Source organism: Streptomyces sp. NPDC026672 (genome assembly GCF_040638185.1).
GTDB lineage: Bacteria > Actinomycetota > Actinomycetes > Streptomycetales > Streptomycetaceae > Streptomyces.
Genome location: NZ_JBEZXS010000042.1, coordinates 37,561 through 62,328, shown reverse-complemented (window position 1 = coordinate 62,328; position 24,768 = coordinate 37,561). Strand labels below are relative to the sequence as shown.

The window sequence follows — 24,768 nt, the reverse complement described above, 5'->3', positions numbered from 1 at the left end:
AAACACCATGACTCCTGTGGAACTCGCGCCCGCCTTCTTCGCCGCGGTCGTCGTCATCCTGCTGGTGTGCCGGGTCGTCGTCATGATCGCCGGCCGCTTCGGCCAGCCGCCCGTCGTCGGCGAGATGATCGCCGGCGTGCTGCTCGGCCCGTCCCTGTTCGGCCTGATCGCGCCCGGAGCGTCCGACGCGGTCTTCCCCGCCGAACTCGAACCCGTCCTCTACGTCGCCGGGCAGATCGGGCTCGTCGCCCTGATGTTCCACGCGGGCTACGAGTTCCGGGCCCATGCGAGCCGGGGCCTGGCCGGCACCGCGGTCGCCGTCTCGGCGGCCGGCGTGACCGTCCCCCTCGTACTGGGCGTCGGCCTCACGTTCGCGGTGCACGGCCACGTCGACATCTTCGTCGCCGGCGTCTCGGACTGGATCACGGCCGCGTTCGTCGGCGTCGCCCTGGCCATCACCGCGTTCCCCATGCTCGCCCGCATCATCACCGAACGCGGGCTGTCCGGCACCCGGTTCGGCTCGCTCTCCCTCGCCTCGGGGGCCACGGACGACGCCGTCGCCTGGATCATGCTGGCCGGGGTGCTGAGCGCCGCCGCGGGCGACGTGAGCAAGATCCTCACCACGGTCGGCGGCTCGCTGCTGTTCGTGGCCGTCCTGCTGCTGGTCGGCCGCCGACTGCTCGCCTGGATCGTCGACCGGCCCGGACTCGGCGAGGAGCCCCGGCTGCTCGGTGTCGTCGCCGTGCTGTTCTGCGCCGCCTGGTTCACGGACTCGATCGACCTGTACGCCGTCTTCGGCGCGTTCTGCGTGGGCATGGCGATGCCGCGCACCGAGGCCGCCGCCCGGATCGTGCGGACCGTGCAGTCGGTGACCCAGGTCGTCTTCGTCCCGATGTTCTTCACCTACTCGGGCCTGAACACCCGCTTCGACGTCTTCTCCGACCCCGGGGTGCTCGCCTTCGGCGCGGCGGCCGTCGCCCTGGCCGTGGCCGGCAAGTTCGGCGGCTGCTGGGCGGCGGCCCGGCTGCGCGGGGAGCCACCGGCGGTGGCGGTCCGGGTCGGGGCGCTGATGAACGCCCGCGGACTGATGCAGCTGATCGCCCTGAACGTCGGCCTCGCCGCCGGGATCGTCGGCCAGACCCTGTTCTCCGCGCTGGTCCTGGTGGCGCTCGTCACGACCGTGATGACGTCACCGGTCCTGTCCTGGCTCGACCGCCGGGACGCCGCGGCCGGGCGGCGGGCGGATCCCGAGCCCACCCCGGCGGCGGCCCGCACCTGATCGGCGCCCGGCACCGGCCGGAGAGCGGCCGGTGCCGGGCACACGGTCACGGCGTCCGGACGGCGGCCCGCCGGAAGACGGGTACGAGGTCCGGGTCGCCGAACACGGTGATCCGCGCGATCCGCGACCCGATCGGCGTGAGGACCTGCACCCCGTGCGGCTCGAAGCCGCCCCCGGCCGTCCGCTCGTCGATCACCACCGCGGGCTGCCCGTTGGCGAGGGTCGGCGTCAGCCGCCACCGCCCCGGGCGCAGGATCCGCGCCGAGAGGAACCCCACGACCGCGGCGCGGCCGGTGAACCACGTCCGCTGCGGCGGCATCTCCAGCTCCACGTCCGCCCGCAACAGCTCCACCAGGGCGTCCGCGTCGGCCCGGGTCAGCGCGTCCACGAACCGGTCGAGCAGCGCCCGCCGGGCCTCCTCGCCGGGCTCGGCCAGGTCCTCCTGGACGGGCCCCGCCTGCGCGAGCGTCGCCCGCGCCCGGCGCAGCGCGCTGTCCACGGCCGCGGCCGAGGTGCCCAGGATCTCCGCCACCTCGGCCGTCCGGAACGCCAGCACGTCCCGCAGGGTCAGCACCGCCCGCTGCCGCGCGGGCAGCAACTGGAGCGCGGCGACGAACGCCAGCCGCACCCCGCTGCGGGCCGCGACGACCACCGCCGGGTCGTCCGACGACAGCAGCGCGTCAGGCACCGGCTGGAGCCAGGGCGACGCCGGTTCGGAACCGGAGAGTTCGACCCGGTGGTCGTCCGAGGGCGCGCCGAGCCCCGACGGCAGCGGCCGCCGGGCCCGGGACTCCAGCGCCGTCAGACAGGCCCGGGTGGCGATCCGGTACAGCCACCGCCGTACCGAGGAACGGCCCTCGAAGCGGTCGTACGCCCGCCAGGCCCGCAGGTACGTCTCCTGGACGAGGTCCTCCGCGTCGTGGACGGAGCCCAGCATGCGGTAGCAGTGCGCGAGCAGCTCGGGGCGCAGCGGCGCGGTCGCGCGGGTGAACTCGGCGTCGGACGGCACGCCGCCCCTGTCCGGCGGTGCGCCCTGCTTCACCACGGAGGACATGTCAACGGAGGACATGTCAGTCGACCGGGAACAGTCCGGCGCCGCCGACCCGGTACTCCGGCGCGGCGTCCGCGTCCGCCGCGACCTCCAGGACGGCCTTGGCGACCTGGTCGGGCGTGAGGAGCGGCTGGATCGACGCCGCGAACGTCTCCGGGTCGACGCCCTGACGGTCTGCGTACCCGGCGACGGCGACGGCGCCCATGGCCGTGGCCGGGGTGAGCTGGGGCAGCAGGGACGCGAAGCGGATGCCGAGGTCCGCGCGGCGCGCCTCCTCGGCGGCGTACTCGCGGAGGAGGCGGATCGCCTGCTTGGCGCTCGCGTACCCGCCGCTGAGCGGTGACCCGACGAGCGCGGCGCCGCTGGAGACGGAGACGACCACACCGCCCCGCGCGAGCGGTGCCCGCAGCGCGGCCCGGGTCCAGGCGAACACGTGCCGTGTGTCGGTCTCCCAGTTGCGGCTGAACGTCTCCCAGGTCTGCTCCTGCACGGGGGCCATGTGCGGGGCGGCCCCGGCGTTGAGGACCAGCAGGCCGGGACGGTGGTCGCGGATCACGTCGTGGGCCAGGGCGTCGCCGGTGGCGTCGGCGGCCAGCGGGGTGAAGGCGTCGCCCAGCTCGTCGCGGACGGCGTCGAGCGCCTGCGCGTCGCGGGCGATGCCGACGACCCGGGTGCCGCCCGCGACGAGCGCGGCGGCGATCGCGCGCCCGAAGCCTCGGCCGGCTCCGGTGACGACGGCGGTGGGGAATGGAGCGGACATCGGACTCTCCAGAGGACGGTCGGATTCGGTTTCCCGTTCAAGACCGCCCGCGCGGGCGAAAAGCGTCGCCGCCCGGGGCACGACTTCTCCGCGCCGTCCGGGTCAGTGGGCGGGGACGGTGGCGCGGAGCTGCCGGATCGACCAGTCCAGGACCGCCCGCAGATGGGTGGAGTCACCGGTGGCCATGAGGATCGCCACACCGCCCTGGAGGCCGGCGAGCATGGCGGCGGCCGTCTCCTCGGCGTCCACGTCGTCCGCGACGTGCCCGGCCCGCTGCATGGTCCGGATGCCCGCGGCGAGGCGGTCCCGCCAGCGCTTCATCAGGGTGACCACGATCGCGCGGCCCCCGGGGGTGGTGCGGCCGATCTGGAGGGACAGCGCACCCAGCGGACAGTGGTCGCCCTGCTCCTCGTACCGCCGCACGACCGTGTTCCGCCAGTCGTCCCACGCCTCCCAGGAGTCCAGCCGGTCCAGCTGGGGCTGCTGGTCCTCCAGGACCCGGTCGGCCTCGAACTGCGCGACGGCGAGGAGCAGTTCGTCCTTGCCGCCGGGGAAGTAGTGGAACAGCTGGCTCTTGCTGGTGCGGGTCTGCGCCATCACGTCGTCCAGCGTCGTCTGCGCCACGCCCCGATCGCGCAGGACGTCGGCGGCGCCCTGGACGATGCGTGTCCGGGTGGCCCGGCCCTTGGCCGTCAGTGTGCTGCCCGGCATGGCCGCGCCTCCTCGGAACGTTGGACTCCTGAGTCCAGTCTAACGGACCTCGGGCGCTGCCCTTGGACTTGCTGGTCCATTTTTCGCGACGCAGGGTGGGGGTCGTTCCGACGGTTCCTCAGGGAGTTGCCACACCATGACCGCACGTCTTCAGAACAGGACCGCCCTGGTCACCGGGGCCACCAGCAACATCGGCCGGGCGATCGCCCTGGCCTTCGGCGCGGAGGGGGCGCACGTCGCCGTCTCCGGGCGCGACCGGGAGCGGGGCGAGGCCGTGGTGGCCGAGATCCGCGGCAAGGGAGGGTCCGCCGACTTCGTCCCGGCCGACCTCGACGGCAGCGCGGCCGTCTCCCGGCGCCTCGCGGACGACGCCCGGCAGGTGCTCGGGGGCCGGATCGACGTGCTGGTGAACAACGCCGGCATCTTCCCCGGGCACGGTACGCCGGACACCGACGAGGAGACCTTCGACCGGATCTTCGGCGTCAATGTGAAGGCGCCGTTCTTCCTGACCGCGGCGGTGGCCCCGGCGATGGCGGAGGCCGGCGGGGGCGTGATCGTCAACCTCGGCTCCTGGGTGACCCGGCTCGGCCTGCCGCTCGGTGTCGTCTACAGCTCCACCAAGGGCGCCCTCGAGACGCTGACCCGGTCCTGGGCGGCCGAGTTCGGCCCGCGCGGTGTCCGGGTCAACGCGATCTCGCCGGGTGTCATCCACGACCGGGTGCCGGGCGAGGCGGCCCACCCGGCCGAGATGATGATGCACGGCACCCCGGCCGGTACGACGGGCACGCCCGACGCGATCGCGCAGGCGGCCGTGTACCTCGCCTCCGACGACGCCTCCTTCGTCCACGGGATCACCCTGGACGTGGACGGCGGCCGCACGACGGCGGCGGTCATCGCCCCCTGACGTGGCCCTCCGGGGGAGGCGGGAGGAGGGGCGCGGCTTGCATCCCGGGTCCGCCCGGTTCGGGGCTTGGTCGCCCCTCTGGGCCACTGGTTCACTGGCTCACCGGTCCGCCATCGGTTGCCCTGCCGTCGGCGGGCCGGTCCCGTCGGCGGACCGGTCCTGCCCCTGTCGTCCGGCCGACCGCGTACGAGCCTCTGCGGCGGCTGTCAGGACCGGGACCGCCGGGGCTTTGCCGGGATCGTTCAAGCGAGGAGAAAGTCGGCTGTACCGTCCTTGGCGGCGGCGATCAGAGCGCTGATCTCCCTTGCCGGGAAGATCAGGGCGGGACCCTCGGGGTCCGCCGACTGACGCAGGGCCACCTGGCCGTCGCCGAGTTGCTTGGCCTCGACGCAGTTGCCACCGTTGCTCCCGCTCCAGGGCTTGTGCCACTGGTCGGACCCCAGCTCGGCGTCGGCGTTCCTGACGTGACTCATGGGTACAGCTCCTTGCGGATGTCACAGATGAACTGCCTGGTGTCATCCCCTGACAGCGCGGTTGCACTCATCTGGTCGAGAGCTTCCCGGAAGAGAGCGACCTCGCTCTTTTCCTCGCTGTAGACGGCGCGGCTCAGGGTGTCGCCGGACACGATGTCGGGGAGTTCCGGAATCTCGAACCGGAAAACGGTGAACGGCCCGAATCCGCCGGAGTGCAGGCCTCTTTCGAAGGGACATATCCGGATCGACACGTTCGGGAGTTCGGCCATGGTGAGGAGGTGGTCGAGCTGCGCGGTCATCACCTCGGGACCGCCGACCGGCCGCCGCAGGTTCGTCTCGTCCATGACGACCCACAACCGGGGCGGCGCCGGATCGCTGCGGGTCAGGAGTTCCTGCCGCTTGACGCGCAGATGTACCCGGCGTTCAAGCGTATCGGGGTCCATGCGCGGCAGGCCACGACTCAGTACGCCGCGTGCGTAGTCCTCCGTCTGCAACAGTCCGTGGACGACGGCGGGTTCGTAGCTGTGAATGTGCGCCGCGGCGGTCTCCAGCGAGACGTGCACACCGAACCAGCTCGGGAGGGCGTCCCGAAAACCCTGCCACCAGCCAGGGTCACTCGCCTTGTCGAGCAGGTCCAGGAATTCTTGGATCCCGCTCGGGCCGACTCCGTAGATTTCGAGTAGCCACTTGACCTTGGCAGGATTCAGCCCTACCTCGGCCTTCTCCATCCTCGTGATCGTTGTCGCCGCGGTACGGATGGCCCGACCGGCATCGGCCGCGGTCATGCCCGCAGCGCTGCGGAGAGCGGCCAGCCGTCGGCCGAGGACGATCTGGAGAACAGCCGGGGCAGGCTTCGGATCAGTCACGTCAGGTCCCCCTCTCCCCCTGTCGTACGGATACGGGCGCGTGCGGTCTGCCATGGCATACACCGGGACGACAGACTGCAGGTCCGCATATGCAGGTTGCGTGACGCGGCTTGCCAACGAGCTTGCTGCGCGAGCATAGTTGCGTGGTGATCCGGCTCACGCGGCCGGATGTACGCTTCCCTGCCTTCGCCCTTCAGGAAGTTTCGAGATGGACGCCCGACCACGTTGTTCCGCGTACTCCTCGAAGAGCGCCGGGCGGAACGACCGGATCGCGTCCCGCTCCCGTTTCGAACGGACGTTCCGGGAGCTCGTCGTCCCTCGAAAGCCTTGTGACAGAAGTCGCCTGCTGTAAAAACGAACCGATGGTAAAGGGGGGCAGTGGTGCGGGCGACGCTCTTTCGCCAGTTGGTCCAGGAGAGGGACTGGACCACAGTCGAGACCTTCAACGTGCACTTCATCGAGGCGGCATGCAAGCTTGCTGCGGAGACTGGAGAGAAGCGTCTCGCTGACGTGATCGTCTCGAAGCGTACTTTTGAACGCTGGATGGCCGGGGATCTGAAGCGGACGCCACAGCGTGATACTCGGCGCATCCTTGAACACCTCTTCCAGCAGCCGACCGTAAGGTTGTTCCGGCCGATTGCCGGCCCTGCTGAACCGTCTGGAACGCTGAACGGGACACCTGTAGAACACCGGCCTCACCGCCCGCTTCCGAACGAGCATGAGAACGGTATGGCTTCCGATGCCGCCTTTCCCCTGACCGGCATCCCCTCCGTGCGTGACACCGTGCCTGGACCCCTCACAAGCGGTGATGTGGTGGTCATCCGCTCCATGCTGACGTCGTTGACCGCCAGCGACCACCAGTTTGGGGGAGGTCACGCTCGGGCCTACGCCATCGACTATCTTCAGCAAGTGGTGCAGCCACGCCTCCACACACACATGAGTGATCCGGTTCGATGCGAAATGTTCCAGATTGCGGCCGAGTTCGCGGTTCGTGTCGCATGGATGCACTTCGATGTGGGGCAGAATGATGTCTCCGGTCGATTTCTGGCTCTGGCGCTGGCTACATCGCAAGAGGCCGACGACCGCACCCTCACCGCGTGGGTACTGGCAATGCGGGGGCTTCAGAGCGTGAAGGCCCGCGCATTTATCATCGGGAAAGCGGCGCTCGCAGCTTCGCTTGCCAAAGAAGAGGCTGCAACTTTATCTCTTCTCGGGCAAGCCCGTGAATTCTACGACAAGGCCGGTGGAACGGACGAGCCCGCTTGGTCGGAGATTTATGACGAGGCGTACGTGCGGGACGAAGAGGGGAACTGCTACCGAAATCTCGGGTGGGGGGAAGAGGCGGCGAAGGCGGAGGAAGACGCAATGCACCTGCGTGAATCAGGGAAGAACGGGTACGCGCGACTGCGTGCTTTCTCCTTGGCCGTGCAAGCTGTCGGACACATCCAGGCCGGGGAACTTGAGCAGGGCTGTGCGGTCGGGATGGACCTGGTGACCCTACTGCCTGCGTTCTCCTCGCAGCGGGTTCAGCGTCGACTCCACGAGGTGCTCTCCGCAGCCAGACCTCACTCGAACGAGTCGGCGGTGCGGGACCTGTACGAGGTGGCGAGACCGGTCATGCATCCGGTCGGCCCTTGGCCGCAGCGACGCTCGTTTTGATGACGTCAGCACGGACGCGATGAGGTACCGCACTACCTGCGGACTGCAGGTGGAACTTCAGGCACACGAGGGACCTGTGTACCTTCATGGTGCTGCGCCGGACCAGCGACACTCTTCTCGTGCCTACTGATCGTACCGCTGACCCTGAGACCGCCGCCGTCCTGGCTGCTGTCGGCCACCACTTGGCTGTCGAGACAGACGATGCTTCAGTGCTTCACCAGCACAGTAACGCCGTGATCGCTCTGCCGTCGCTGGGCTGGGTGGCGCGTATCGCGACCGCCCCTGACGCCCTGGATCGGATTGCCGCTTCTGTGCGCGTGACGCGATGGCTCGCTGCACGTGGCTACTCGTGTGTCCGGCCTGTCGACAGTGTGGAGCAGCCCTTTGTCGCCCGAGGACGAGTGGTCTCGATCTGGCATCTGGAGCCCACGGTTGATGCTCCGGTTCCGTCCGGAGCCGACCTGGGCCGCCTGCTGAGGGAACTGCACGCGCAACCCGTCCCGCCGTTTCCGCTTTCCCGCTTCATCGACCCCTTCGACGATGTCGCCGCCGCGCTTGCTCAAACGCCCGACGCCATGCGTCCCGCACAACGCGCGTGGCTACTTGCCCGTATCACGGATCTACGGTTGAGCTGGCCACGTCTGCCCTTCACCAACCCCTGGGGGCTCATCCATGGCGATGCACACCCGAACAACGAGATGCGAACGCTGACCGGCAGTGTTGTCCTCGGTGACTGGGACCATACGGCGATCGGCCCGCGTGAGTGGGATCTGGCTCAAGTCCACTACACGCGACGTAGGTTCCAACGTCCGGAAGCAGCGGCACTGGACGATCAGGCAGCGAGCTATGGCTGGGACATACGGGAGTGGGAGGGACTGGACACAGTGATTGCCGCCCGGGAAATTACGGGCCTCAGTCCATACATTCGCACAGCGCCCGTACGAGAATTCTCCCACGCGGAGCTGGGGCGCCGGCTTGACATCCTTCACGACGGTGACACGGTCACCAAGTGGACTTCCCCGACACGGAATTGACATTCTGCTGCCCGGTAAGCCGTACAACGTGTGGAGGTTTTTCGGTGTTTGCGCCTACGAGGCCCTCACCTCGGAGGCGCACGTTCGGTGAGGGTGTCCGAGCTCGGGTGGCGTTGACGCGCCAAAAGTCGCCGCCAAGGTGGCGCAGAAGCGGCGCGGTCCTGGCGTATCGGTGCCATGGTCCCAGCCCGCACGCTAAGGGAGCCGGGAGCGCGGCTTCCGGTGGTCGGACTGGTGCATCAGCACACCAGCTGACGCGCTCTGAGTCCTCTCCGGCCAGGTGTCGTGGATGCGCAGTTCCCCCGGGCGTTCAGGACCGGTTGCGTGAGAAGGGATCGTCCGTGACCAACGTCAACGTGCTCGACCCAGGCGCCTCGCCGCTCGATTACTACGGCTCCGAACTCCGTCGGTTCAGGGAAGTGGCGGGTCTGACGCAGAGGCAACTCGGCGGCGTCCTCAATTACACCGGATCGCTGGTCGGTCAGATCGAGACGGCCCGGAAGTTGCCCACGGTGGAGTTCAGTCAGCGAGCGGACGCTGCCCTGGAGACGGGCGGGTCGTTGTCCCGGCTCATGGAGCTGGTCTTCAGGAGCCAACTCCCCAGCTGGTTCCGGGTGACCGCGGAGCTGGAAGCACGGGCGACCGAGATCTGCGCCTTTCAGATGGGTATGGTCCACGGGCTTTTGCAGACCCCGGCCTACATTCGCGCGGTGCTCGGCGCGTTCGACCAGCCCACGCTCGAAGACCAGGCTGCTGCGCGACTGGCCCGGCAACGCATCCTTCACGAGGAGGAACGGCCGGTCTTCTGGATGGTTCTCAGCGAGGCCGCCCTGTACCAGGAGATCGGTGACCGGGACATCATGCGGGGCCAGCTCGCCCATCTGGCCTCCTTCGAGGGCGATAACCGGGTCAACGTTCAGGTGCTGCCGTTCTCGGCCGGAGCGCACCCTGGGCTCACGGGCCCGTTCGACATCTACCGGTTCCAGACCGACCCGGCCATCGCCTACACCGAGGGATACGAAAAAGGCCATCCGACCGCTGACTCGAATACGGTCACCAGCTGTTCGCTGAGATACGACCACCTTCAGGCCGCCGCACTGTCCATCAAGGACTCGGCGGAGCTGATGCGGCACATGGCGGAGGAGTACTACGGCGACGGGGAGCAGGCGGCGTAAGTCCTGCCCCGGCAGTCATCGAGGGCCATCCATGAGCACAAGCGGCATGTCTACGCTGATCTGATGATGAACCACGCATGGATGGGCTTCGAGATCGGGACCAATCAGAAGCCTCTCCTGCGGGACATGCTGAGCGGGATGTTCACCGGAGAGGCTGCGAGGGGCTACTGGAACAGGGCCCGGATCTCATGGACCGCCTGCTCGTCCGGAAGCCGTGCCGACCGTCGGTTCATGGCCATCGTGGGTGAGGAGCACACGCGAGCTGTCACAGCCGGACCACCGACGCCGTCGGCCGTAGTACCTCGTCCACCTGACGTGCCTGTCGCCGGAGCAGCGCCCGCATGGCGGATGTCGGTCGGCGCCCTGATCGGCCTGGACTCCGGCTTGGCGCTCGGATCGCTCCGGGTTCGGCTTCCTGGCGATCGGTGTCGCAGGGCGGTCCCGTAGTGACGGTTTCAGGGGCGCAGCCTGGTGCACAGGACAGCCGCCGGGCCCTGGGGGGTGGCCAGGCGAGTGGTGAAGGCGGTGCCGGCGAGGTACTCGTCGGCGGCGCACTGGCCCTTGTAGCGGCCGTACGCGAAGTCGTCGCCCGCGTTGTCGGCGGGGCGGTTGTCGGAGCGGTCGAACCACACCGTCCGCCCGCCCGCACCGAGCGCCGTCCGCGCGGGAGCGCACAACGCGGCCGACACCCGCTCGCCCCGCAGGCTGTAGCCGATCACGAACTGCCCGGCGGGGCACTGGAGTTTGGTGTAGCCGGAGGCCCAGTCGCCGCTGCCCGGGACGTACCGTTCGTCGGTGACGACGGTCTGCGCCCCGCCCGCCGCCCGCAGGTCACCGGCGTTCGCGTCCCCGCACAGCCCACGCCCCCCGCCGTGCGCCAGCCCCATCAGCCGCAGCCCGTCCGGGCAGGCCGCCTTGTACGCCCCGGAGTCCCAGTCCCCGGCCGCCCGCACCCGCAGGGACTGCACCTGGTCGCCGTGGTCGGTGTTGAGCATGCGCCACACCGGCACCGACGGCACGGTCCCCGTCCGGCCGGGGGTGTCGAGCAGGTGCCGCCAGGCGGCGCCGCGCCAGTCGCCCTGGTCGAGGATGCCGTGGCGCCGCCCCGCGGAGTCGTACCGCAGCAGCGCCCAGTCGTCGTGGCCCTCCCAGCCGACCAGCGGCCAGTACGCGAAGTCGGCGTCGTGGTCGGCGAAGTAGTCCGTGATGTTGCCGAACCAGGCGCGGGCGGCGGCCCCGGCCTCCCCGGCGCCGATGCCGAACTCGCTGATCCACACCGGCGCGGTGTAGTGCCGTCCCTCCGCGGTGACGAAGAACGCCTGGTCGGTGAGGACCTGGTACAGCTGGTCGTGGGTCAGGTCCTGGTAGCGCGGGTCGTGCGTCTCGCCGATGCCGGTGGCGCCGCTGTGCCGGGGGCCGGTGTAGCCGTAGAAGTGGGCCGAGTAGACCAGCTTGTGGGCGTCGGCGAGCGTGTGCGACAGCGTGCGGGCGGGAGCGAGCGTGGGCCGCTCGTGCGGCAGTCCGTCGACGGGCAGCCCGGTCCAGTTGATGCCCTCGACGACGATGAGCAGCCGGGGGTTGGCCTCGGTGAGGATGCGGTCGGCGGCGAGCTGGGCGGCGGCGAACCAGTCGTGGTCGTCCCCCAGGCCCCAGTTGGGGTCGTCCAGGACGTCACGGCGCACCTCGTTGTAGAGGTCGGCGCCGACGACCCGGGCGTCACCGGCGTACCGGCGGGCCATGAACACCCAGTCGTCCGCCCACCGCCCGGTCGACTGGCCGCTGTTCCAGCGCTCGTTGCCGTCGATGCCGCAGCACCAGCGCGTCGTGTTCGTGTGGTTGTCGAGGATCACCGCGAACCCGTCCCCGGTGAGCGCGGCCACCACGGCGTCGAAGACCTGGAGCGGAGTCCGGCCGCGCAGCAGGGGGTTGGCGGCGACGGCGGCGTCCGGCACCGGTGCGCTCGCGTGGATCATCTCGTTGGAGAACGGCAACCGGACACTGTTGATGCCGAGTTCGTGGAAGTCGGCGAGCAGTTCGGGCAGCGGGGCGCGGTCGAGGCCGAGCGGGACGCCGTGGGAGTCCTGGCCCGCGTGGTGGGCGGCGGGGTCGTCCACGCTGCCGCTCCCGGTCCAGGACCCCTGGGCGCCGTCCCAGTTGGCCGACTTCAGCCGGAAGCGCTGCCCCTGGGCGTCGACCACGTACCGGCCCCGGGTGGACAGCGGCGGCTGCCAGGTGTCCGCGGTGTGCGCGACGGCAGCGACGGATGCGTCGCCGGGGGAATTCGGGGTCTGTGGGGCGGCGGTGCCGGGGGCGGCGGTCAGCAGGGCGAGGACCCCCGCCGTGGATGTCAGGAACGCGACAAATCTGGTGCGTCGGGTGGTCGGCATGCGGTCCTCTGGGGGTGTGGTGGCGGGGGCGCCTGCGAGGGGGGAATCGCCTGCCGAGGTTGTACTGCGCGCCCCGCGCGCGGCTCAAGGGCGCGTCGGGCCGAACCGGGGGCACGGCGGTGGGGGCGTGCGGGCACGCGGGCGCCCGGGGACGCGCGCACGGGGAGATCCGGGGAGGGGCGGGGAGTATAATATTCACCCTCCGATGAATTATCGCTCTCCGGGAAGGCTGGGCCGTGATGGACCGGACGACGTGCTGTGTGGTGGGCGGTGGCCCCGCGGGCATGGTGCTCGCCTTGCTGCTGGCGCGGGCGGGCGTGGAGGTGACGGTGCTGGAGAAGCACGGCGACTTCCTGCGCGACTTCCGCGGTGACACCGTGCACCCCTCGACGCTCGCGCTGCTGGACGACCTCGGACTGGCGGAACGCTTCGCGCGACTGCCGCAGCGCCGGGTGCGGACCGTCCAACTGCCCGTCGGGGAAGGGGAGTCGATGATCACGGTCGCGGACCTCTCGGTGCTGCGACCGCCGTACGACTACGTCGCGATGGTGCCCCAGTGGGACCTGCTCGACCTCCTCGCCGACGAGGCGGCGCGCGAGCCGTCCTTCACCCTGCGGATGAACACCGAGGCCGTCGGGTTCCTGGAGGAACGGGGACGGGTGACCGGGGTGCGCCACCGCACGGCGGACGGCCGGACCGGCGAACTGCGCGCCCACCTCACCGTCGCCTGCGACGGCCGGGGATCACTGGCCCGCTCCCGCCCGGAACTGGGCCTGCACCGCTTCCCCTGCCCGATGGACGCCTGGTGGTTCCGGCTGCCCCGCCGCGACGGGGACCCCCGCGGGCTCGTCGGCGGCGTCGGCGACCGCTTCCTCACCGCGATGATCGACCGCGGCGACTACTGGCAGTGCGCCACGCTGATCCCCAAGGGCAGCGACACCGCACGCCGCGCGGCGGGACTCGACCGGTTCACGGCCGACTTCGGCGCCGCCGTCCCCTGGATCGCCGATCGCACCCGCGAACTGCGCTCCTGGGACGAGGTCAGACTGCTCGACGTACGCCTCGAACGGCTGCGCCGCTGGCACCGGCCCGGACTGCTGTGCATCGGCGACGCCGCGCACGCCATGTCCCCGGTCTTCGGCATCGGCATCAACCTCGCCGTGGAGGACGCGGTGGCCGCCGCGCGCCACCTCGTCGGACCCCTGACGCACGGCGGCGTGGGCCTGCGCGACGTGCGCGGGGTGCAGCGCAGGCGCCGCCCCACCACGGTCGCCACCCAGACCCTCCAGCGGCTGGCCCACGCCGGGTTCATCGCCCCCGTGCTGAGTGGGCGCCCACCCCTCGGCGGCGCGGACCGGGCCCGGCGCGTCGCGGGTCTGCTCGGCCGGTCCCGGACGCTGCGCCGGGTGCCCGCGTACTTCATCGGGTACGGCGCCCTGCGCGAACGCCCGCCGGCGGAGTCCGTGCGATGACCTGCCGGGCCTCGGCCGCGTGAGGGCGCGGACCCGTCGGGCTCTCCCCGTGCCGCGGGGGAGAGAAACCCGGGGGCCCACGATCCGGTCGGCCGCGTGGTGGGCTTCGGGACGGTGACGTGCGGGGTGCCGGGGTGCTGGACGGCGGAGGCCGCCCTCCCGGACGGGAGGGCGGCCTCCGCACGGCGGGTGCGGTCAGGGAGTCAGTGGCCCGCGCAGACGTTCCCCTGCGGTCCGACCGGAGGGATCGGCGGGGTCGTACCGGTCACGCCGTCGTCCTCGCGGACCGTGACCGTGCCGAAGTCGTGGTCGCCCAGCACCGCGCCGGCCGAGTCGGACACGGCGATCTTGTAGGAGGTGGTCGGGGTGGCGCCCGGCACGGTGTCGCCGGTCATCGGGACGTCCGCCGCCACGCAGGTCGCGCCCGGACGGAAGGTGATCGGCTGCATGGCGAGCCCCACCTTGCCGGTGGCCGAGCCGATCACCGTGAGGTACGCGGTCACCGCGGTCCTCGCCGGCCGCGACAGATACACGGCCACGTGGTCCGTCGCCGGACCGGAACCCTCCTCCACCGTCGTGGACGCCACGTTCACGGTCGGGCGCGGCTGTGCGTGCGGGGTGCCCAGCCCCTTGCGGTCGAAGACCAGGTCGGACACGTACGCCCCGCCGCTCGTGGCGCCGTCGGCCCCCACCGCCGGGGTGAAGGTCACCTTCGCCACCCGGCCGAGGTCGATGCCCGCCGCGCGCAGCGTCGACAGCGGCACCCGTACCTGCTGGAGCACGATCTTGCCGAGGATCGTCGTGGACGGGCTCGCGGGCATCCGGGTCACCCCCCACGGGGCGAGCCGGGAGACGGCCTCGCTCCAGGTGTGCCCGCGGGTGTCGGTCACGCTCAGCCGCAGGTCCGTCCCGGTGCTGACGCTCTCGTCGGGCGACATGTCGACGGTCATCTCCGTGTACTGCGACACGTTCCGCTGTGCCGACGGCACCGTCACGTCGAAACCGCCGTCCGTGCCCGTCCAGGTCAGGTGTGTCATCGGGTTGAGCGGCACGTTGGGCGCGAAGTTGGCGGGCGTCCAGTGCGGCACCTGCTGATTGGTCAGCGTGCTGCCGGGGTTGGTGCAGTACGGCAGCGGTTCGGGCACCGTGCGCCCGTACTTGTTGGCGCAGACGGTGGCGGTCACGTCCCCGGTCGCACGGGCGAGCGGCGAGGCCGACTTGAAGGTGTCGACGTCCCGGCGCAGGGAGGCGGGCTGCTGGGCCACGGTGCGCACGTCCGCGAAGTCGGCCACGGACGGCGGGAGTTGACCGGAGCCGTCGAACATGCCCCGAAGCCGGTTCTCCTTGCCGAGGGTGCTCTCGAAGAACCCGGCGATGTACGCGGACCCGACCTGGTACTGCTGCTGGGCGGTCAGCCGGGTGTTCACCCCGGAGGCGAGGGCGGTGGCGCTGGTGCCGCACACCGGGTCGTCCACGCGGGACCAGTCGTCCGAGGCGCCCGGATACGGCGGTGTCCACGAGGAGTTGTAGAAGTCGTGGTCGGTGCCCATCACCCACAGGTTGGAGCGCAGCACGTCGTCCGGGAAGGTGCCGTCGCGGGAGTCGGCGTAGAAGTGCTGGCCCTGCTGGTCGGAGACGTCGCCGTCGCAGTAGGGCAGCAGGGTGGTGGTCACCACGTCGGGCAGGGTCGCGCGGGTGAAGTCGATGGGGGCCAGCGCGAAGACCGACTTGATGTGCCAGGGGTGTGCCAGCCCCTCGTTGAGGGTGCCCGCGGTGACGACGCCCTCGCCGCCGCGCGAGTGACCCATCAGACCGATCTGCCCGAAGTCCATCGTGCCGACGAGCCCGCGCGCCGTCAGCGTGCCGTCCGCGTAGGTGGACCGCCCGGCCGTGAGGGCCTGGTCGAGGGTCACGTCCCGGTCCGTCGCGGCGTCGTGCCGGACCACCGGACGACCGGCGTCGGCCTCCTTGAGGAGGGTCAGCGTGTCGAGGACGAGCCGGCCGCGGGTGATCGCGCCGTCGTCGGGGGAGAGCTGGTTGTCGTTGGCGTTGACGGCGTTCGCGGAGATCGACACCACCGTGTACCCGGCGGCGGCCAGCGCCTCGCCCGCGCCGTCGTAGCCGGCGTAGCTGAGGATGGGCGAGGTGCCCGCCGGGCAGGGCCAGCCGCTCGCGCCCCGCAGCGTGGTGGTGTTGTAGCAGGAGCTGTGGCGGCCGTGCAGGAAGACGACCAGCGGGTGCGCGCCGCGGCCCGAAGGCAGGTAGATGCGGCCTTCGAGTTCGCCGCGGATGCCGCCGATGTCCTCCAGCGCGATCGACTGGGCGCCGAAGTCGTAGTCGGCGACCGTGTAGTGGCCGGTGCCGAGTGTGGTCGGGTCGACGGCGGCAGGACTGCCGCCGTGCCGGGGACCGGACTTGGCGGTGCGCTGGGCCTTGAGCAGGGCGCTGGTGGACGGCAGGGACGACGGGCCGGTGGCGGTGCTGTCGCCGCCGCTCGACCAGCGCCAGCCGATGGAGCCGGCGTCGGCGACCCGGGCGTCGTTCGTGGTGACGGACAGGGTGCGGCCGTCGGCCGACTCGGTGGCCGGTCCCAGGTCGGCCCCGTCGACCTGGAGTTGGGGGACGTCGTCCTTGACGGGCAGCGGGTGGTCCAGGTCGAGGGAGACGGTGTAACCGCCGGCGCCCCGGGTGACGGTCCAGCCGTCGCCGGAGTCGACGACGCCTTCCGCGGCCGCGGCCGGGAGGGCGGCGCCGGCCGTCGCGCCGAGCACGAGGAGTCCGGTGGCCACCGCGGTGAGCGGGCGTCTCAGCGCCCGCGCTCTTACGGGTCGTATCACTACTGCCTGACCTCACTGTTCGGCCGTGCGGGACGGTGGCCGCCCACACGGCGGCGCCCGCCGACACGGCGGATGCGATGAAGCGTGATGAAGCGCGATAAAGGGGGTGCGGGTGTCGGCGGGGGCGGGACACCGGGGCCACGACGGGCCATGGGGGTGCCCCGCCCCCTGCGGGTGCCGGTGTGTGTCCGGTCAGCGGGAGTCGGCGCTCTCCGCGTCCGGGTCGTCGTCCGGGTAGTCGTAGAACGCGGTGCCGAGCTTGGGCAGCCAGCCCACGGTCGCCACCGGCGAGTCCCCGTCCCCGGGATGCTGCGGCGGCAGACCGGCGTTGATCACCGGCCCCCAGCCGACGGTGAGGAAGCTCATCGCAGGGCCTCCTCGGCGACCAGCGGGTCGTTGGACAGCTCGGGCGGCGTCGAGGGCTCCACCGTCAGCCGGCGCGGGGCCAGCCGCGCGGTGCTGCCGCTGGTGTCGGGGTCCGGCGGCGCGGCGTTGTGGTACTCCGGGTGGTGCGCCTGGTAGTCGATGGCGGCCTGGACGATCTCCGCCTCGCTGAACCGGGGACCCCAGAACTGCGCGGTGATCGGCAGGCCCAGCGTGCTGTCGTACCCGATCGGGAACGACACCATCGGCCAGGTGAGGGCGTTGGGGAGCTGGTAGTACGCGCGGTACACGGGGAAGCCCGAACCGGGGCCCGTGCGCGGGCCGATCTGCGCGCCGAGCGACATCACGAGCATGAAGTCGACCCCGGCCTTGTCCAGCGCGGCCTGGTAGTTGGCCTGGAGGGTGCGGCGCCGCTTCTCGCCCTCCACCCGCACCGACGCCGGGACCGCGCCCGCGAAGCGGGTCGCCGACTCGAAGGAGGCCGTCGTCTCGCCGGGGCCCCTGCGCCCGTACTGGGCGAGCAGCGCGGCGGCCTGGTCGGCCGGGCGGGTCGCGGCGAACTCCTTGACGGCGTCCCAGTAGCGGATCTCGTACCGGTTGGGGCTGAGCACGGCCGAGGAGGGCGAGACGGAGGAGCCCTCCACGGTGGCGAGGACGTCCGTGCTCGCGAAGTACGGGTCGTTCTCGGGCTTGGTGACGTCCAGGCCCGGGAACTCCTTCACCTTGGCGCCGAGCGAGGTGAGTTGCTGCTTCAGGCGCTCGAACGCGGCGCGGTGGTCCGCGTCGTACAGGTCCTGCGGCGGGGTGCCGACCTGGACGCCCTGGCTGGTGCGCATCCAGTCGGTCTGCGGTATGCCGACGGTGATGCCCGCGAGCGGCCGCGAACCCTTGCGGGCGGTGAGCGGCATCGCCGGGAACGGCTCGGGGGCCGAGAGGGTGAGCGGGTCGTTGGCCGGGTCGGGGCCGTGGATCACGGACAGGATGAGCGAGGCGTCGCGCACGGAGCGGGCGATGGGGCCGAGCACGTCGTAGCCCGGCGACAGCGGCATCAGGCCGGCGACCGAACTGGTGCCCAGGGACGGCTTGATGCCGCTGGCGCCGTTGGCGGAGGACGGCATCACGATGGACCCGCCGGTCTCCTCACCGATGCACGCCGCCGCGAGGCGCGCGACCGTCGCCACCCCCGAGCCCTGGCTCGAACCGCCGGGCACGTACTTCAGGTTCCAGGCGTTGCCCGCGAACGTGCCGGTGATGGAACCGGAGAAGGCGGAGCACACCGTGTGACCGAGGATCACCGCGCCGGACTCGCGCAGCCGGTGCACCACCGTCGCGTCCCGCAGGGCCACGTTGCCGTCGAAGGCGTGGCTGCCGTCCTTGGCCTCCAGGCCCTCGATCGCCACGGAGTCCTTGATGCCGAAGGGGATGCCGAGCAGCGGCGGCAGCTCCTCGCGGCCGTGCCGGGCCTTGGCGAACCGCTTGTCGGCGGCGGCCGCCTGGGCGAGCGCGCCGTCGCGGTCGACGCGCACGAAGGCGTTGTAGAGGCCGTTGTCGCCGTAGGTCTCGAACGGTCCGTTGAAGCGGTCGATGCGGTCCAGGTACGCCTTGGTCACCTGGACGGAGGTGACGACACCGGCCCGCAGCAGCGCGGCGAGTTCCATGACCTCGTAGTCCACGAGGCGGCGGCGCTTCTTGATGCCGGAGACGGACGGGAGGGCGCGCTGGAAGGCGCTCGCCGGGGCGGAGTCGGCCACCGCCGGGGAGGCCCCGGCGGTCGCGAGGGCGCCGGCCGCGGTCACCGCGGCGGCGCTGCCGAGTACGGCCCGGCGGCTGACTCTGTCGAGAGGGGAAGTGGGCATGTGCTGGAATTCCTGTCCTCGTTCGTGCATGACGCAAGCAGGTCGTGAACGTGGGGGAAGTGGGGTGCGCGATGAGACTTTAGGTCCCGGAAAATATCTTGGGGAAGTGTGCGCCGGGAGTTTCTTGGGAGGCCCTGTTCCGGGGCGGAATTTGTTTCCTCCGGGTTCCGCGGTGATGAATTGTCAGACCTCGCCAAAACGGATGATTGTGTGTCAACCCGCCCTCTTTGTGGGGTGATTTGGGCGTTCTGCGGCCCGGCTGAGAGGAGCGCGAAATAAAAAATCAACATTCCAATATGTGGATGACCGGGTCATGTCAAATCGCATTCGGGGCTGCCGCCGCCGGGCACCTTTAGCGGTCGCTTTCCCTCGGCGGTCCCCGACTTTTTCCGCGGCTTTAGCGGTTCCTATTGACCGCCTGTGGGCCCCGGCCCGTCCGGCAGTCGGCTGCAAGACCTGAACGGACGCGGCCCTCCCGGCCCAACTTCCGCTGTTTCGCGTTCACTTGTTGACCGCGGCAACCGGCGGGAGTACAAACGCGGTGAGAGCGCTCTCACGCACAGTCATGGCACTGCCGTACCTCCTTCCCCACAGGCCGCAAGGCTTCGGAGACCCGCATGCAGCCCATCATCACCGCGCCACCGGCCCGACCGTCGACGAGTGTCCGCCGTTCCCGGACGTCCCTCGTCCTGATCCTCGCCCTGCTCGCCGCCTGCTTCGTCGCCCTGGCGCCGACGTCCGCGCGAGCCGCCGACACCGTGCTCTCGCGCGGCCGGCCCGCCACGGCCTCCTCCACGGAGAACGCCGTCTTCCCGGCCTCGGCCGCCGTCGACGGCGACCCCGGCACCCGCTGGTCCTCCGCCTTCGCCGACACCCAGTGGCTCCAGGTCGACCTCGGCTCGGTCCAGCAGATCAGCGGCGTCACCCTCAACTGGGAGGCCGCGTACGCCAGGTCCTTCCGGATCCAGACCTCGGCCGACGGCCAGAACTGGACCGACGTCTACTCCACGACCACTGCCACCGGCGGCAACCAGAACCTCACCGTCAGCGGCAGCGGCCGCTACGTCCGCCTCTACGCCACCCAGCGGGCCACCCCGTACGGCTACTCCCTCTGGGAGTTCGAGGTGCGCGGTCCCGGCGGCACCACCCCGCCCCCGGCCGACGACTTCTGGGGCAGCACGTCCGACATCCCGGCGGCCCACAACGTCGTCGAGGTGAAGATCCTCAACCGGACCAACGGCAAGTACCCCGACAGCCAGGTCTACTGGAGCTTCAACGGCCAGGTGCACTCCATCGCCGAGCAGCCGTACCTGGACATGCCAGCCAACTCCGCCGGGCGCATGTACTTCTACCTCGGCTCGCCCGACAGCCAGTACTACGACTTCATCGAGTTCACCGTCGGCGACAACGTCTTCAACGGCAACACCACCCGTGTCGACGCCTTCGGACTCAAGCTGGCGATGCGGCTGCACAGCAAGGACGGCTACGACGTCGAGGTCGGTGAGAACCGCCAGACCTTCGCCGAGGACCGCGCGACGACCTTCCAGCGGTTCACCGACGCCGTCCCGCAGCAGTTCAAGGTGCTGGCCCAGACCCAGGCGCCGTACCGCATCATCGCCCCCGGCAGCGACCCGAGCTTCCGCGCGGGCGGTGCCAACGCCAACTACTTCACCTCGTACGCCCAGTCGGTCGGCGTCAACGCCGCCACCTCGGACATCTTCGGCTGCGCCGCCGCCCTCGCCGCCAACCCCGACATGTGCGCCGGGCTCAACCGCCACGTGGCGAACCTGCCCGCGAACCAGCAGGCCGACCCGAACCAGTACTACAAGGCCGCGCCGGGGAACTACTACGCCAAGTTCTGGCACGACAACGCCATCAACCACCTCGCCTACGGATTCCCGTACGACGACGTGGCCGGCCAGTCCTCGTTCGTCTCCCACGGCAGCCCGCAGTGGCTGCTGGTCGCCGTCGGCTGGTAACCCCGGCCCGTCGGCACCGGGGTCCGCCCCGCGTCACGCGGGGCGGACCCCGTGCGTCACCTCAGGCCCGCCGCGCGGGTGACGGTCTGCGCGACCGTGTTGCCCGCCGAGTCACGGGCCGACACGCGCAGCGACACGAAGGACGCCCGGCGCGGCGCGTCGAGCCGGAACGACCCGTCGTGCCCCGGCGACAGCCGGTGCCAGCTGCCGCCGTCGTCGTACGACACCTCGACCCGCGGTGTGCCCGGTCGACCCGCCCCCACCGCACCGCCGAGCTGCTCGATCCCCACGGTGAACCGGGCGTCGCGCACGGCGCGGCCCGCCTGGTCCGTGGCGAGCGCCCAGTCCGGCTGGAGCAGCGGCAGCACGTCCTGGCCGCCGCCCTGCGGCGCCCGCGACGTGAACCCCCACTCCGTGCTCGTCGCCGACGAGTACGGGCTGAACGACGCGTCCCGGGTGGTGTCCACCACCAGCCGGTACGGCAGCGGGTCCGCCGACGGCGCGGTCGCGCCGACGATCGTCCCGGTGCCCTGCGCGAGCCGCGTCGACCCCTGGTACAGGGCCAGCGTCTCCTTGCTGCGCAGGTTGTCCATCGACATGCCGACGCGGTCACCTCCGCCGAAACCCGGGACGTCGAAGCTCAGCCGGCTGCCGCTGCGGGTGGGCGCTCGGTAGTTGTCGTTGAGGAAGGGGCGGGTGACCGGCTTGAACCACTCCTGCTGCTGCACACTGCCCGGCCGGTAGGTGGCGCGGGGCGCGATCTCGTACAACAGACCGTCCACGTACGCCTCCTGGCCCCACTTGTAGGCACCGCCCGTGGACACCCAGTCCGTGCGCTCGCTGTTGACCGGCAGCCGCATCGTCATGCCGATGCCCCACTCCGAGTAGGTGGGCCAGTCGAAGCGGAACTCCCCGCCGCCCAGGGTGGGATCGGGGCTGTCGAAGGTCTCGTCGACCCGGGCGAGGTTGCGCTCGGAGCCCTGGACGACCAGGTCACGGGGCACCTCGTTGTGCCAGGTGCGCATCAGGTCGTAGACGTAGGGGCTCGCCGTGGAAGAGTCGACCGTCACCGCCGCACCGCGCGAACGCGCCTGCTGCGCCAGCCGGTCGCCCTCGTCCGGGCTGAGCAGGCCCACGTCGACGGAGGCCCGCACGGTCGGGTCGTCGCTGTAGTCGAGGAACTGGCGTCCCGGCCGGTCGTTCACGACCAGCAGCAGCTTCGCCCCGGCCGCGGCCGCGGCCGACGCCTGCTCCGCGTCGCCCACCGCGGAGTTCCGCCGTACGACCACCGCCGCGCCGCGCGCGGACACGCCCGTGTAGTCGGCGCCCGCGCCGTCGCCCGCGTAGACCAGCGGCAGCCGGTGCCGGCCCTCGGGCAGCGGGGTCACCGACTGCTGGCGCAGCACGTCGGTGAACTCCCCGCCCCGTGTGGAGACACCGAGCGCGGGCTTCTCCTTGCGCCAGCGGGCGCCCAAATAGAAGTCGCCGTGCGTGACCCTGTCCGCCACGGGCTGGGCCCACAGGCTGTCGTACGCGGTCTGCGTCTCCATGAAGTCACGCCAACTGGCGCCGCCCATCGAGCGGTTGTACTCCAGTCGCTGATAGGTCGCCTCGGTCGGCCGCGGCGTCGTCATGTCGACACGGGTGGCCTTCGAGGCGTCCAGGGTGACCGTCGTGTCGTGGTCGAGCGTCACGTCCGGGTCGCCGAGCAGCGCCATGCCGAGCGAACGCGGGCCGTGCACACCCTGCACGTCCTTGAAGGACAGCACCGAGTACACGGTGTCGGGCAGATACGCCTGCGCGGTCCCGGACGCGTCCACGAGGTAGAAGTCCGGCTGGAACTGGCCCGACTGGAGCACCTCGACGACACCCGACATCGGCTTGCCGTGGCCGTCCTTGAGGACGAGGGTCAGCTTGTGCGTGACGTCGCCCAGACCGACGGCCGTGTGGGCGACGACGGTTCCATCCGTCCCGGTGGCGAGGATCTGGCCGCTGAGGCGGCCGTTGCCGCCGGCCGCCGACGGGTCGACGGCGAGGGACACCCGGGCGGTGCCGTGCGCGGGCACGGTCACCCGGTCCGCCGAGAGCCGGAACACCCCGGTGGGCGCCGCGGGCGCGTCCACGGACAGGGCGAGCGTGACCGCGGAGCCGGAGAGGTTGGTGTAGGTCACCGGCCGCTCCACGGTCCCGGCCTGCTCCCGACCGACGGAGGCGGTGGCGGACGCGAACACCGTGGACCGTACGGCCGCCGCGGCGTCCGCCCGGCCGCTGCCCGCCTGGAACGCGTCGTACTGCGGTGTGCGCGCCGACGTGCTCGCGAGGAGGTCCTTCACCTGGGCGCCCGTCAGCTCCGGATGGGCGGCGACGGCGAGCGCCGCCGCGCCCGTCACGTGCGGGGTCGCCATCGAGGTGCCGCTGAGCGTCTGGTAGTCGCCCTCGCCCTCCGGGGCGTAGCGGGAACGGGCCGCGAGGATGTCGACGCCCGGCGCGGAGATCTCCGGCTTGAGGGCGCCGTCGCCGACGCGCGGGCCCTGACCGGAGAAGAAGGCAACGTTGTCATCGGCGTCCACCGCGCCGACCGTGAGAGCCGCGTCGGCCGCGCCGGGGCTGCCGATGGTGCCCGGCGCCCCCAGGTTGCCCGCGGCCACCACGAACAGCGTGCCCGTCTGCGCGCTCAGCCGGTTCACGGCGGCGCTCTCCGGGTCGGTGCCGTCCGAGGGGGTGTCGGTGCCCAGGCTCATGTTGACGACCTCGGCGTGCTGCTCCACGGCCGCCCACTCCATGCCCGCCAGCACCCAGGACTCCTGTCCCGAGCCGCTGTCGTCGAGCACCTTGCCGATGTGCAGCGCCGCGCCGGGGGCCACGCCCTGCTCCTTGCCGCCGGAGGCGGCGCCGGTGCCCGCGACGGTGGAGGCGACGTGCGTGCCGTGCCCGTTGCGGTCCTCGACGTCCTCGCCCGGTACGAAGCTCTTGGTGGCGGCGATGCCCTGTGCCAGGTCGGGGTGCCGGGTGTCGACGCCGGTGTCGAGCACGGCCACGTCGACACCGCGGCCGGTGTTCCCGCCCGCCCAGACCTCGGGGGCGCCGATCTGCGCGGTGCTCTCGGCGAGGTCGGCGTGGACCTTGCCGTCGAGCCAGACGCGGGAGACGCCCGCGCCGAAGCCGGAGGCGGCCGAAGTGGTGCCGCGGAGCGCGGACTCGGCGGACGGGGCGGTGAGCGCGGCCCAGAAGTCGGCCGAGTCCTCGCGGGACTCGGTGAGGGCGGCGCCCCGCACGCTGTCGAGGGTGCGGTGGACGGTGGCTCCGGGCAGGGAGGCCCGGGCGCGCAGCGCGGGCGCGGTGTCGTCGTAGGAGACGATCAGCGGGAGGGCGTCCCGGTGGGCGTCGTCGTAGCCGTCCGCGACGAGGCGCGTGATGTCGAACAGGCGCCGGTCCAGGGCCTGTCGGGCGACGTAGGGGAGGGCGGCGTCCGGATAGACGTACAGATGGCCGCCCGCCTCCATGACGCGGGCCCGGGCGGGTGAGCCGCCGGGGCCGGTCACCGAGACGGTGCCGCCGGAGCCGGTGCCGCGTGTGGTGACGACGTCGCCGGTGACGAGGGTGACGGTGTGGGTGCCCTCGGGGACGTGCCGGGAGGCCGGGGGCGGGGCGCTCGTGGTGAGCGTGGCCGCGCCGGCGGTTGCGGGCGTGGACAAGGCGAGGAGGGACAGCGCGGCGACGACCGTGCCGCGCCGGCGTCTGTGACGTGGATTCAACGTATTCCCTGTGTCCGATCGCGATGCGGGGACGGTGGTCCCACGGATGGGTGACCACCCGGCGGAGTCGGTGGGTCCGTGGTGGGCGATCGCGATGAAGATACGGTGATCATGTTGAGGATGTGGGCAGTTGGTGACCCACGTCACATCGGATGCCGGCCGCTCCCGACCGGCGCGGGCCACGGC

Annotated in this window: 18 protein-coding genes; 8 read left to right on the top strand and 10 right to left on the bottom strand. The window is 71.3% G+C overall.

The window, feature by feature from the left end; genetic code table 11:
- Positions 1-7 precede the first annotated feature (7 nt).
- Entirely contained in the window at positions 8-1,279 is a 1,272-nt protein-coding gene (locus AB0F77_RS34605) for a cation:proton antiporter (protein WP_361955921.1), read from the top strand.
- Between the two features lie 46 nt (positions 1,280-1,325).
- On the opposite strand, the gene AB0F77_RS34600 is transcribed toward AB0F77_RS34605, so the two are convergent.
- From AB0F77_RS34600 to AB0F77_RS34590, 3 genes are all read right to left on the bottom strand, one after another.
- A complete protein-coding gene (locus tag AB0F77_RS34600) occupies positions 1,326-2,333 on the bottom strand; it encodes a sigma-70 family RNA polymerase sigma factor (protein WP_361955919.1) in 1,008 nt (335 codons plus the stop codon).
- Positions 2,334-2,349: 16 nt separating this feature from the next.
- Positions 2,350-3,090, bottom strand: a complete 741-nt coding sequence (locus tag AB0F77_RS34595) for an SDR family oxidoreductase (RefSeq protein WP_361955917.1) — start codon at positions 3,088-3,090, stop codon at positions 2,350-2,352.
- Between the two features lie 102 nt (positions 3,091-3,192).
- Positions 3,193-3,801, bottom strand: coding sequence for a TetR family transcriptional regulator (locus AB0F77_RS34590; protein ID WP_361955915.1), 609 nt, complete (start codon positions 3,799-3,801; stop codon positions 3,193-3,195).
- A gap of 136 nt (positions 3,802-3,937) precedes the next feature.
- On the opposite strand from AB0F77_RS34590, the gene AB0F77_RS34585 reads away from it, so the two are divergent.
- The gene (locus tag AB0F77_RS34585) at positions 3,938-4,705 is read left to right on the top strand and encodes a glucose 1-dehydrogenase (RefSeq protein ID WP_361955913.1); all 768 of its coding nucleotides are present in this window, start codon (positions 3,938-3,940) and stop codon (positions 4,703-4,705) included.
- Between the two features lie 242 nt (positions 4,706-4,947).
- Here the strand turns inward: AB0F77_RS34585 and AB0F77_RS34580 are convergent, their stop codons facing one another.
- Positions 4,948-5,178 (bottom strand): DUF397 domain-containing protein, encoded by a 231-nt coding sequence (locus AB0F77_RS34580; RefSeq protein WP_361955911.1) that lies wholly within the window; start codon positions 5,176-5,178, stop codon positions 4,948-4,950.
- Positions 5,175-6,044, bottom strand: a complete 870-nt coding sequence (locus AB0F77_RS34575; RefSeq protein ID WP_361955909.1) for a helix-turn-helix transcriptional regulator — start codon at positions 6,042-6,044, stop codon at positions 5,175-5,177. Before AB0F77_RS34575 ends, AB0F77_RS34580 begins: the two co-directional genes overlap by 4 nt.
- Before the next feature lie 381 nt (positions 6,045-6,425).
- Between AB0F77_RS34575 and AB0F77_RS34570 the strand changes: the two genes are divergently transcribed.
- From AB0F77_RS34570 to AB0F77_RS34555, 4 genes are all read left to right on the top strand, one after another.
- The gene (locus tag AB0F77_RS34570) at positions 6,426-7,703 is read left to right on the top strand and encodes a hypothetical protein (RefSeq protein ID WP_361955907.1); all 1,278 of its coding nucleotides are present in this window, start codon (positions 6,426-6,428) and stop codon (positions 7,701-7,703) included.
- Positions 7,704-7,936: 233 nt separating this feature from the next.
- Positions 7,937-8,737, top strand: a complete 801-nt coding sequence (locus tag AB0F77_RS34565; RefSeq protein ID WP_361955905.1) for an aminoglycoside phosphotransferase family protein — start codon at positions 7,937-7,939, stop codon at positions 8,735-8,737.
- Between the two features lie 341 nt (positions 8,738-9,078).
- Complete coding sequence (locus AB0F77_RS34560) at positions 9,079-9,912, top strand: helix-turn-helix transcriptional regulator (protein ID WP_361955903.1); 834 nt, start codon at positions 9,079-9,081, stop codon at positions 9,910-9,912.
- 3 nt (positions 9,913-9,915) lie between these two features.
- Positions 9,916-10,359 (top strand): DUF6082 family protein, encoded by a 444-nt coding sequence (locus tag AB0F77_RS34555; RefSeq protein WP_361955961.1) that lies wholly within the window; start codon positions 9,916-9,918, stop codon positions 10,357-10,359.
- Positions 10,360-10,367: 8 nt separating this feature from the next.
- Here AB0F77_RS34555 and AB0F77_RS34550 read toward each other — a convergent pair whose 3' ends face one another.
- On the bottom strand, positions 10,368-12,299 hold the full coding sequence (locus tag AB0F77_RS34550; RefSeq protein WP_361955901.1) for a cellulase family glycosylhydrolase: 1,932 nt from the start codon (positions 12,297-12,299) through the stop codon (positions 10,368-10,370).
- Between the two features lie 239 nt (positions 12,300-12,538).
- Between AB0F77_RS34550 and AB0F77_RS34545 the strand changes: the two genes are divergently transcribed.
- Complete coding sequence (locus AB0F77_RS34545; protein ID WP_361955898.1) at positions 12,539-13,771, top strand: FAD-dependent oxidoreductase; 1,233 nt, start codon at positions 12,539-12,541, stop codon at positions 13,769-13,771.
- A gap of 203 nt (positions 13,772-13,974) precedes the next feature.
- Here the strand turns inward: AB0F77_RS34545 and AB0F77_RS34540 are convergent, their stop codons facing one another.
- From AB0F77_RS34540 to AB0F77_RS34530, 3 genes are all read right to left on the bottom strand, one after another.
- Positions 13,975-16,560, bottom strand: a complete 2,586-nt coding sequence (locus AB0F77_RS34540) for a hypothetical protein (protein ID WP_361955895.1) — start codon at positions 16,558-16,560, stop codon at positions 13,975-13,977.
- A 240-nt stretch (positions 16,561-16,800) separates the two neighbouring features.
- Positions 16,801-16,974: a hypothetical protein gene (locus AB0F77_RS34535; RefSeq protein ID WP_361955893.1), complete on the bottom strand. Its 174-nt coding sequence runs from the start codon at positions 16,972-16,974 to the stop codon at positions 16,801-16,803.
- Positions 16,971-18,848 carry an amidase gene (locus tag AB0F77_RS34530; protein WP_361955891.1) on the bottom strand — a complete coding sequence of 626 codons (1,878 nt, stop codon included), beginning with the start codon at positions 18,846-18,848 and terminating at the stop codon, positions 16,971-16,973. The genes AB0F77_RS34535 and AB0F77_RS34530 overlap by 4 nt, the downstream gene beginning before the upstream one ends.
- A gap of 617 nt (positions 18,849-19,465) precedes the next feature.
- On the opposite strand from AB0F77_RS34530, the gene AB0F77_RS34525 reads away from it, so the two are divergent.
- On the top strand, positions 19,466-20,827 hold the full coding sequence (locus AB0F77_RS34525; protein WP_361955889.1) for a beta-1,3-glucanase family protein: 1,362 nt from the start codon (positions 19,466-19,468) through the stop codon (positions 20,825-20,827).
- A 56-nt stretch (positions 20,828-20,883) separates the two neighbouring features.
- Here the strand turns inward: AB0F77_RS34525 and AB0F77_RS34520 are convergent, their stop codons facing one another.
- On the bottom strand, positions 20,884-24,582 hold the full coding sequence (locus AB0F77_RS34520) for a S8 family serine peptidase (RefSeq protein ID WP_361955887.1): 3,699 nt from the start codon (positions 24,580-24,582) through the stop codon (positions 20,884-20,886).
- Positions 24,583-24,768: the final 186 nt, after the last annotated feature.

Bases quoted from the DNA above. Each gene is read 5' to 3' on its own strand.
- AB0F77_RS34595 (WP_361955917.1), bottom strand. From the start codon at position 3,090: ATGTCCGCTCCATTCCCCACCGCCGTCGTCACCGGAGCCGGCCGAGGC.
- AB0F77_RS34590 (WP_361955915.1), bottom strand. From the start codon at position 3,801: ATGCCGGGCAGCACACTGACGGCCAAGGGCCGGGCCACCCGGACACGC.
- AB0F77_RS34550 (WP_361955901.1), bottom strand. From the start codon at position 12,299: ATGCCGACCACCCGACGCACCAGATTTGTCGCGTTCCTGACATCCACG.
- AB0F77_RS34605 (WP_361955921.1), top strand. From the start codon at position 8: ATGACTCCTGTGGAACTCGCGCCCGCCTTCTTCGCCGCGGTCGTCGTC.
- AB0F77_RS34530 (WP_361955891.1), bottom strand. From the start codon at position 18,848: ATGCCCACTTCCCCTCTCGACAGAGTCAGCCGCCGGGCCGTACTCGGC.
- AB0F77_RS34525 (WP_361955889.1), top strand. From the start codon at position 19,466: ATGCAGCCCATCATCACCGCGCCACCGGCCCGACCGTCGACGAGTGTC.
- AB0F77_RS34600 (WP_361955919.1), bottom strand. From the start codon at position 2,333: ATGTCCTCCGTGGTGAAGCAGGGCGCACCGCCGGACAGGGGCGGCGTG.
- AB0F77_RS34535 (WP_361955893.1), bottom strand. From the start codon at position 16,974: ATGAGCTTCCTCACCGTCGGCTGGGGGCCGGTGATCAACGCCGGTCTG.
- AB0F77_RS34585 (WP_361955913.1), top strand. From the start codon at position 3,938: ATGACCGCACGTCTTCAGAACAGGACCGCCCTGGTCACCGGGGCCACC.
- AB0F77_RS34545 (WP_361955898.1), top strand. From the start codon at position 12,539: ATGGACCGGACGACGTGCTGTGTGGTGGGCGGTGGCCCCGCGGGCATG.
- AB0F77_RS34580 (WP_361955911.1), bottom strand. From the start codon at position 5,178: ATGAGTCACGTCAGGAACGCCGACGCCGAGCTGGGGTCCGACCAGTGG.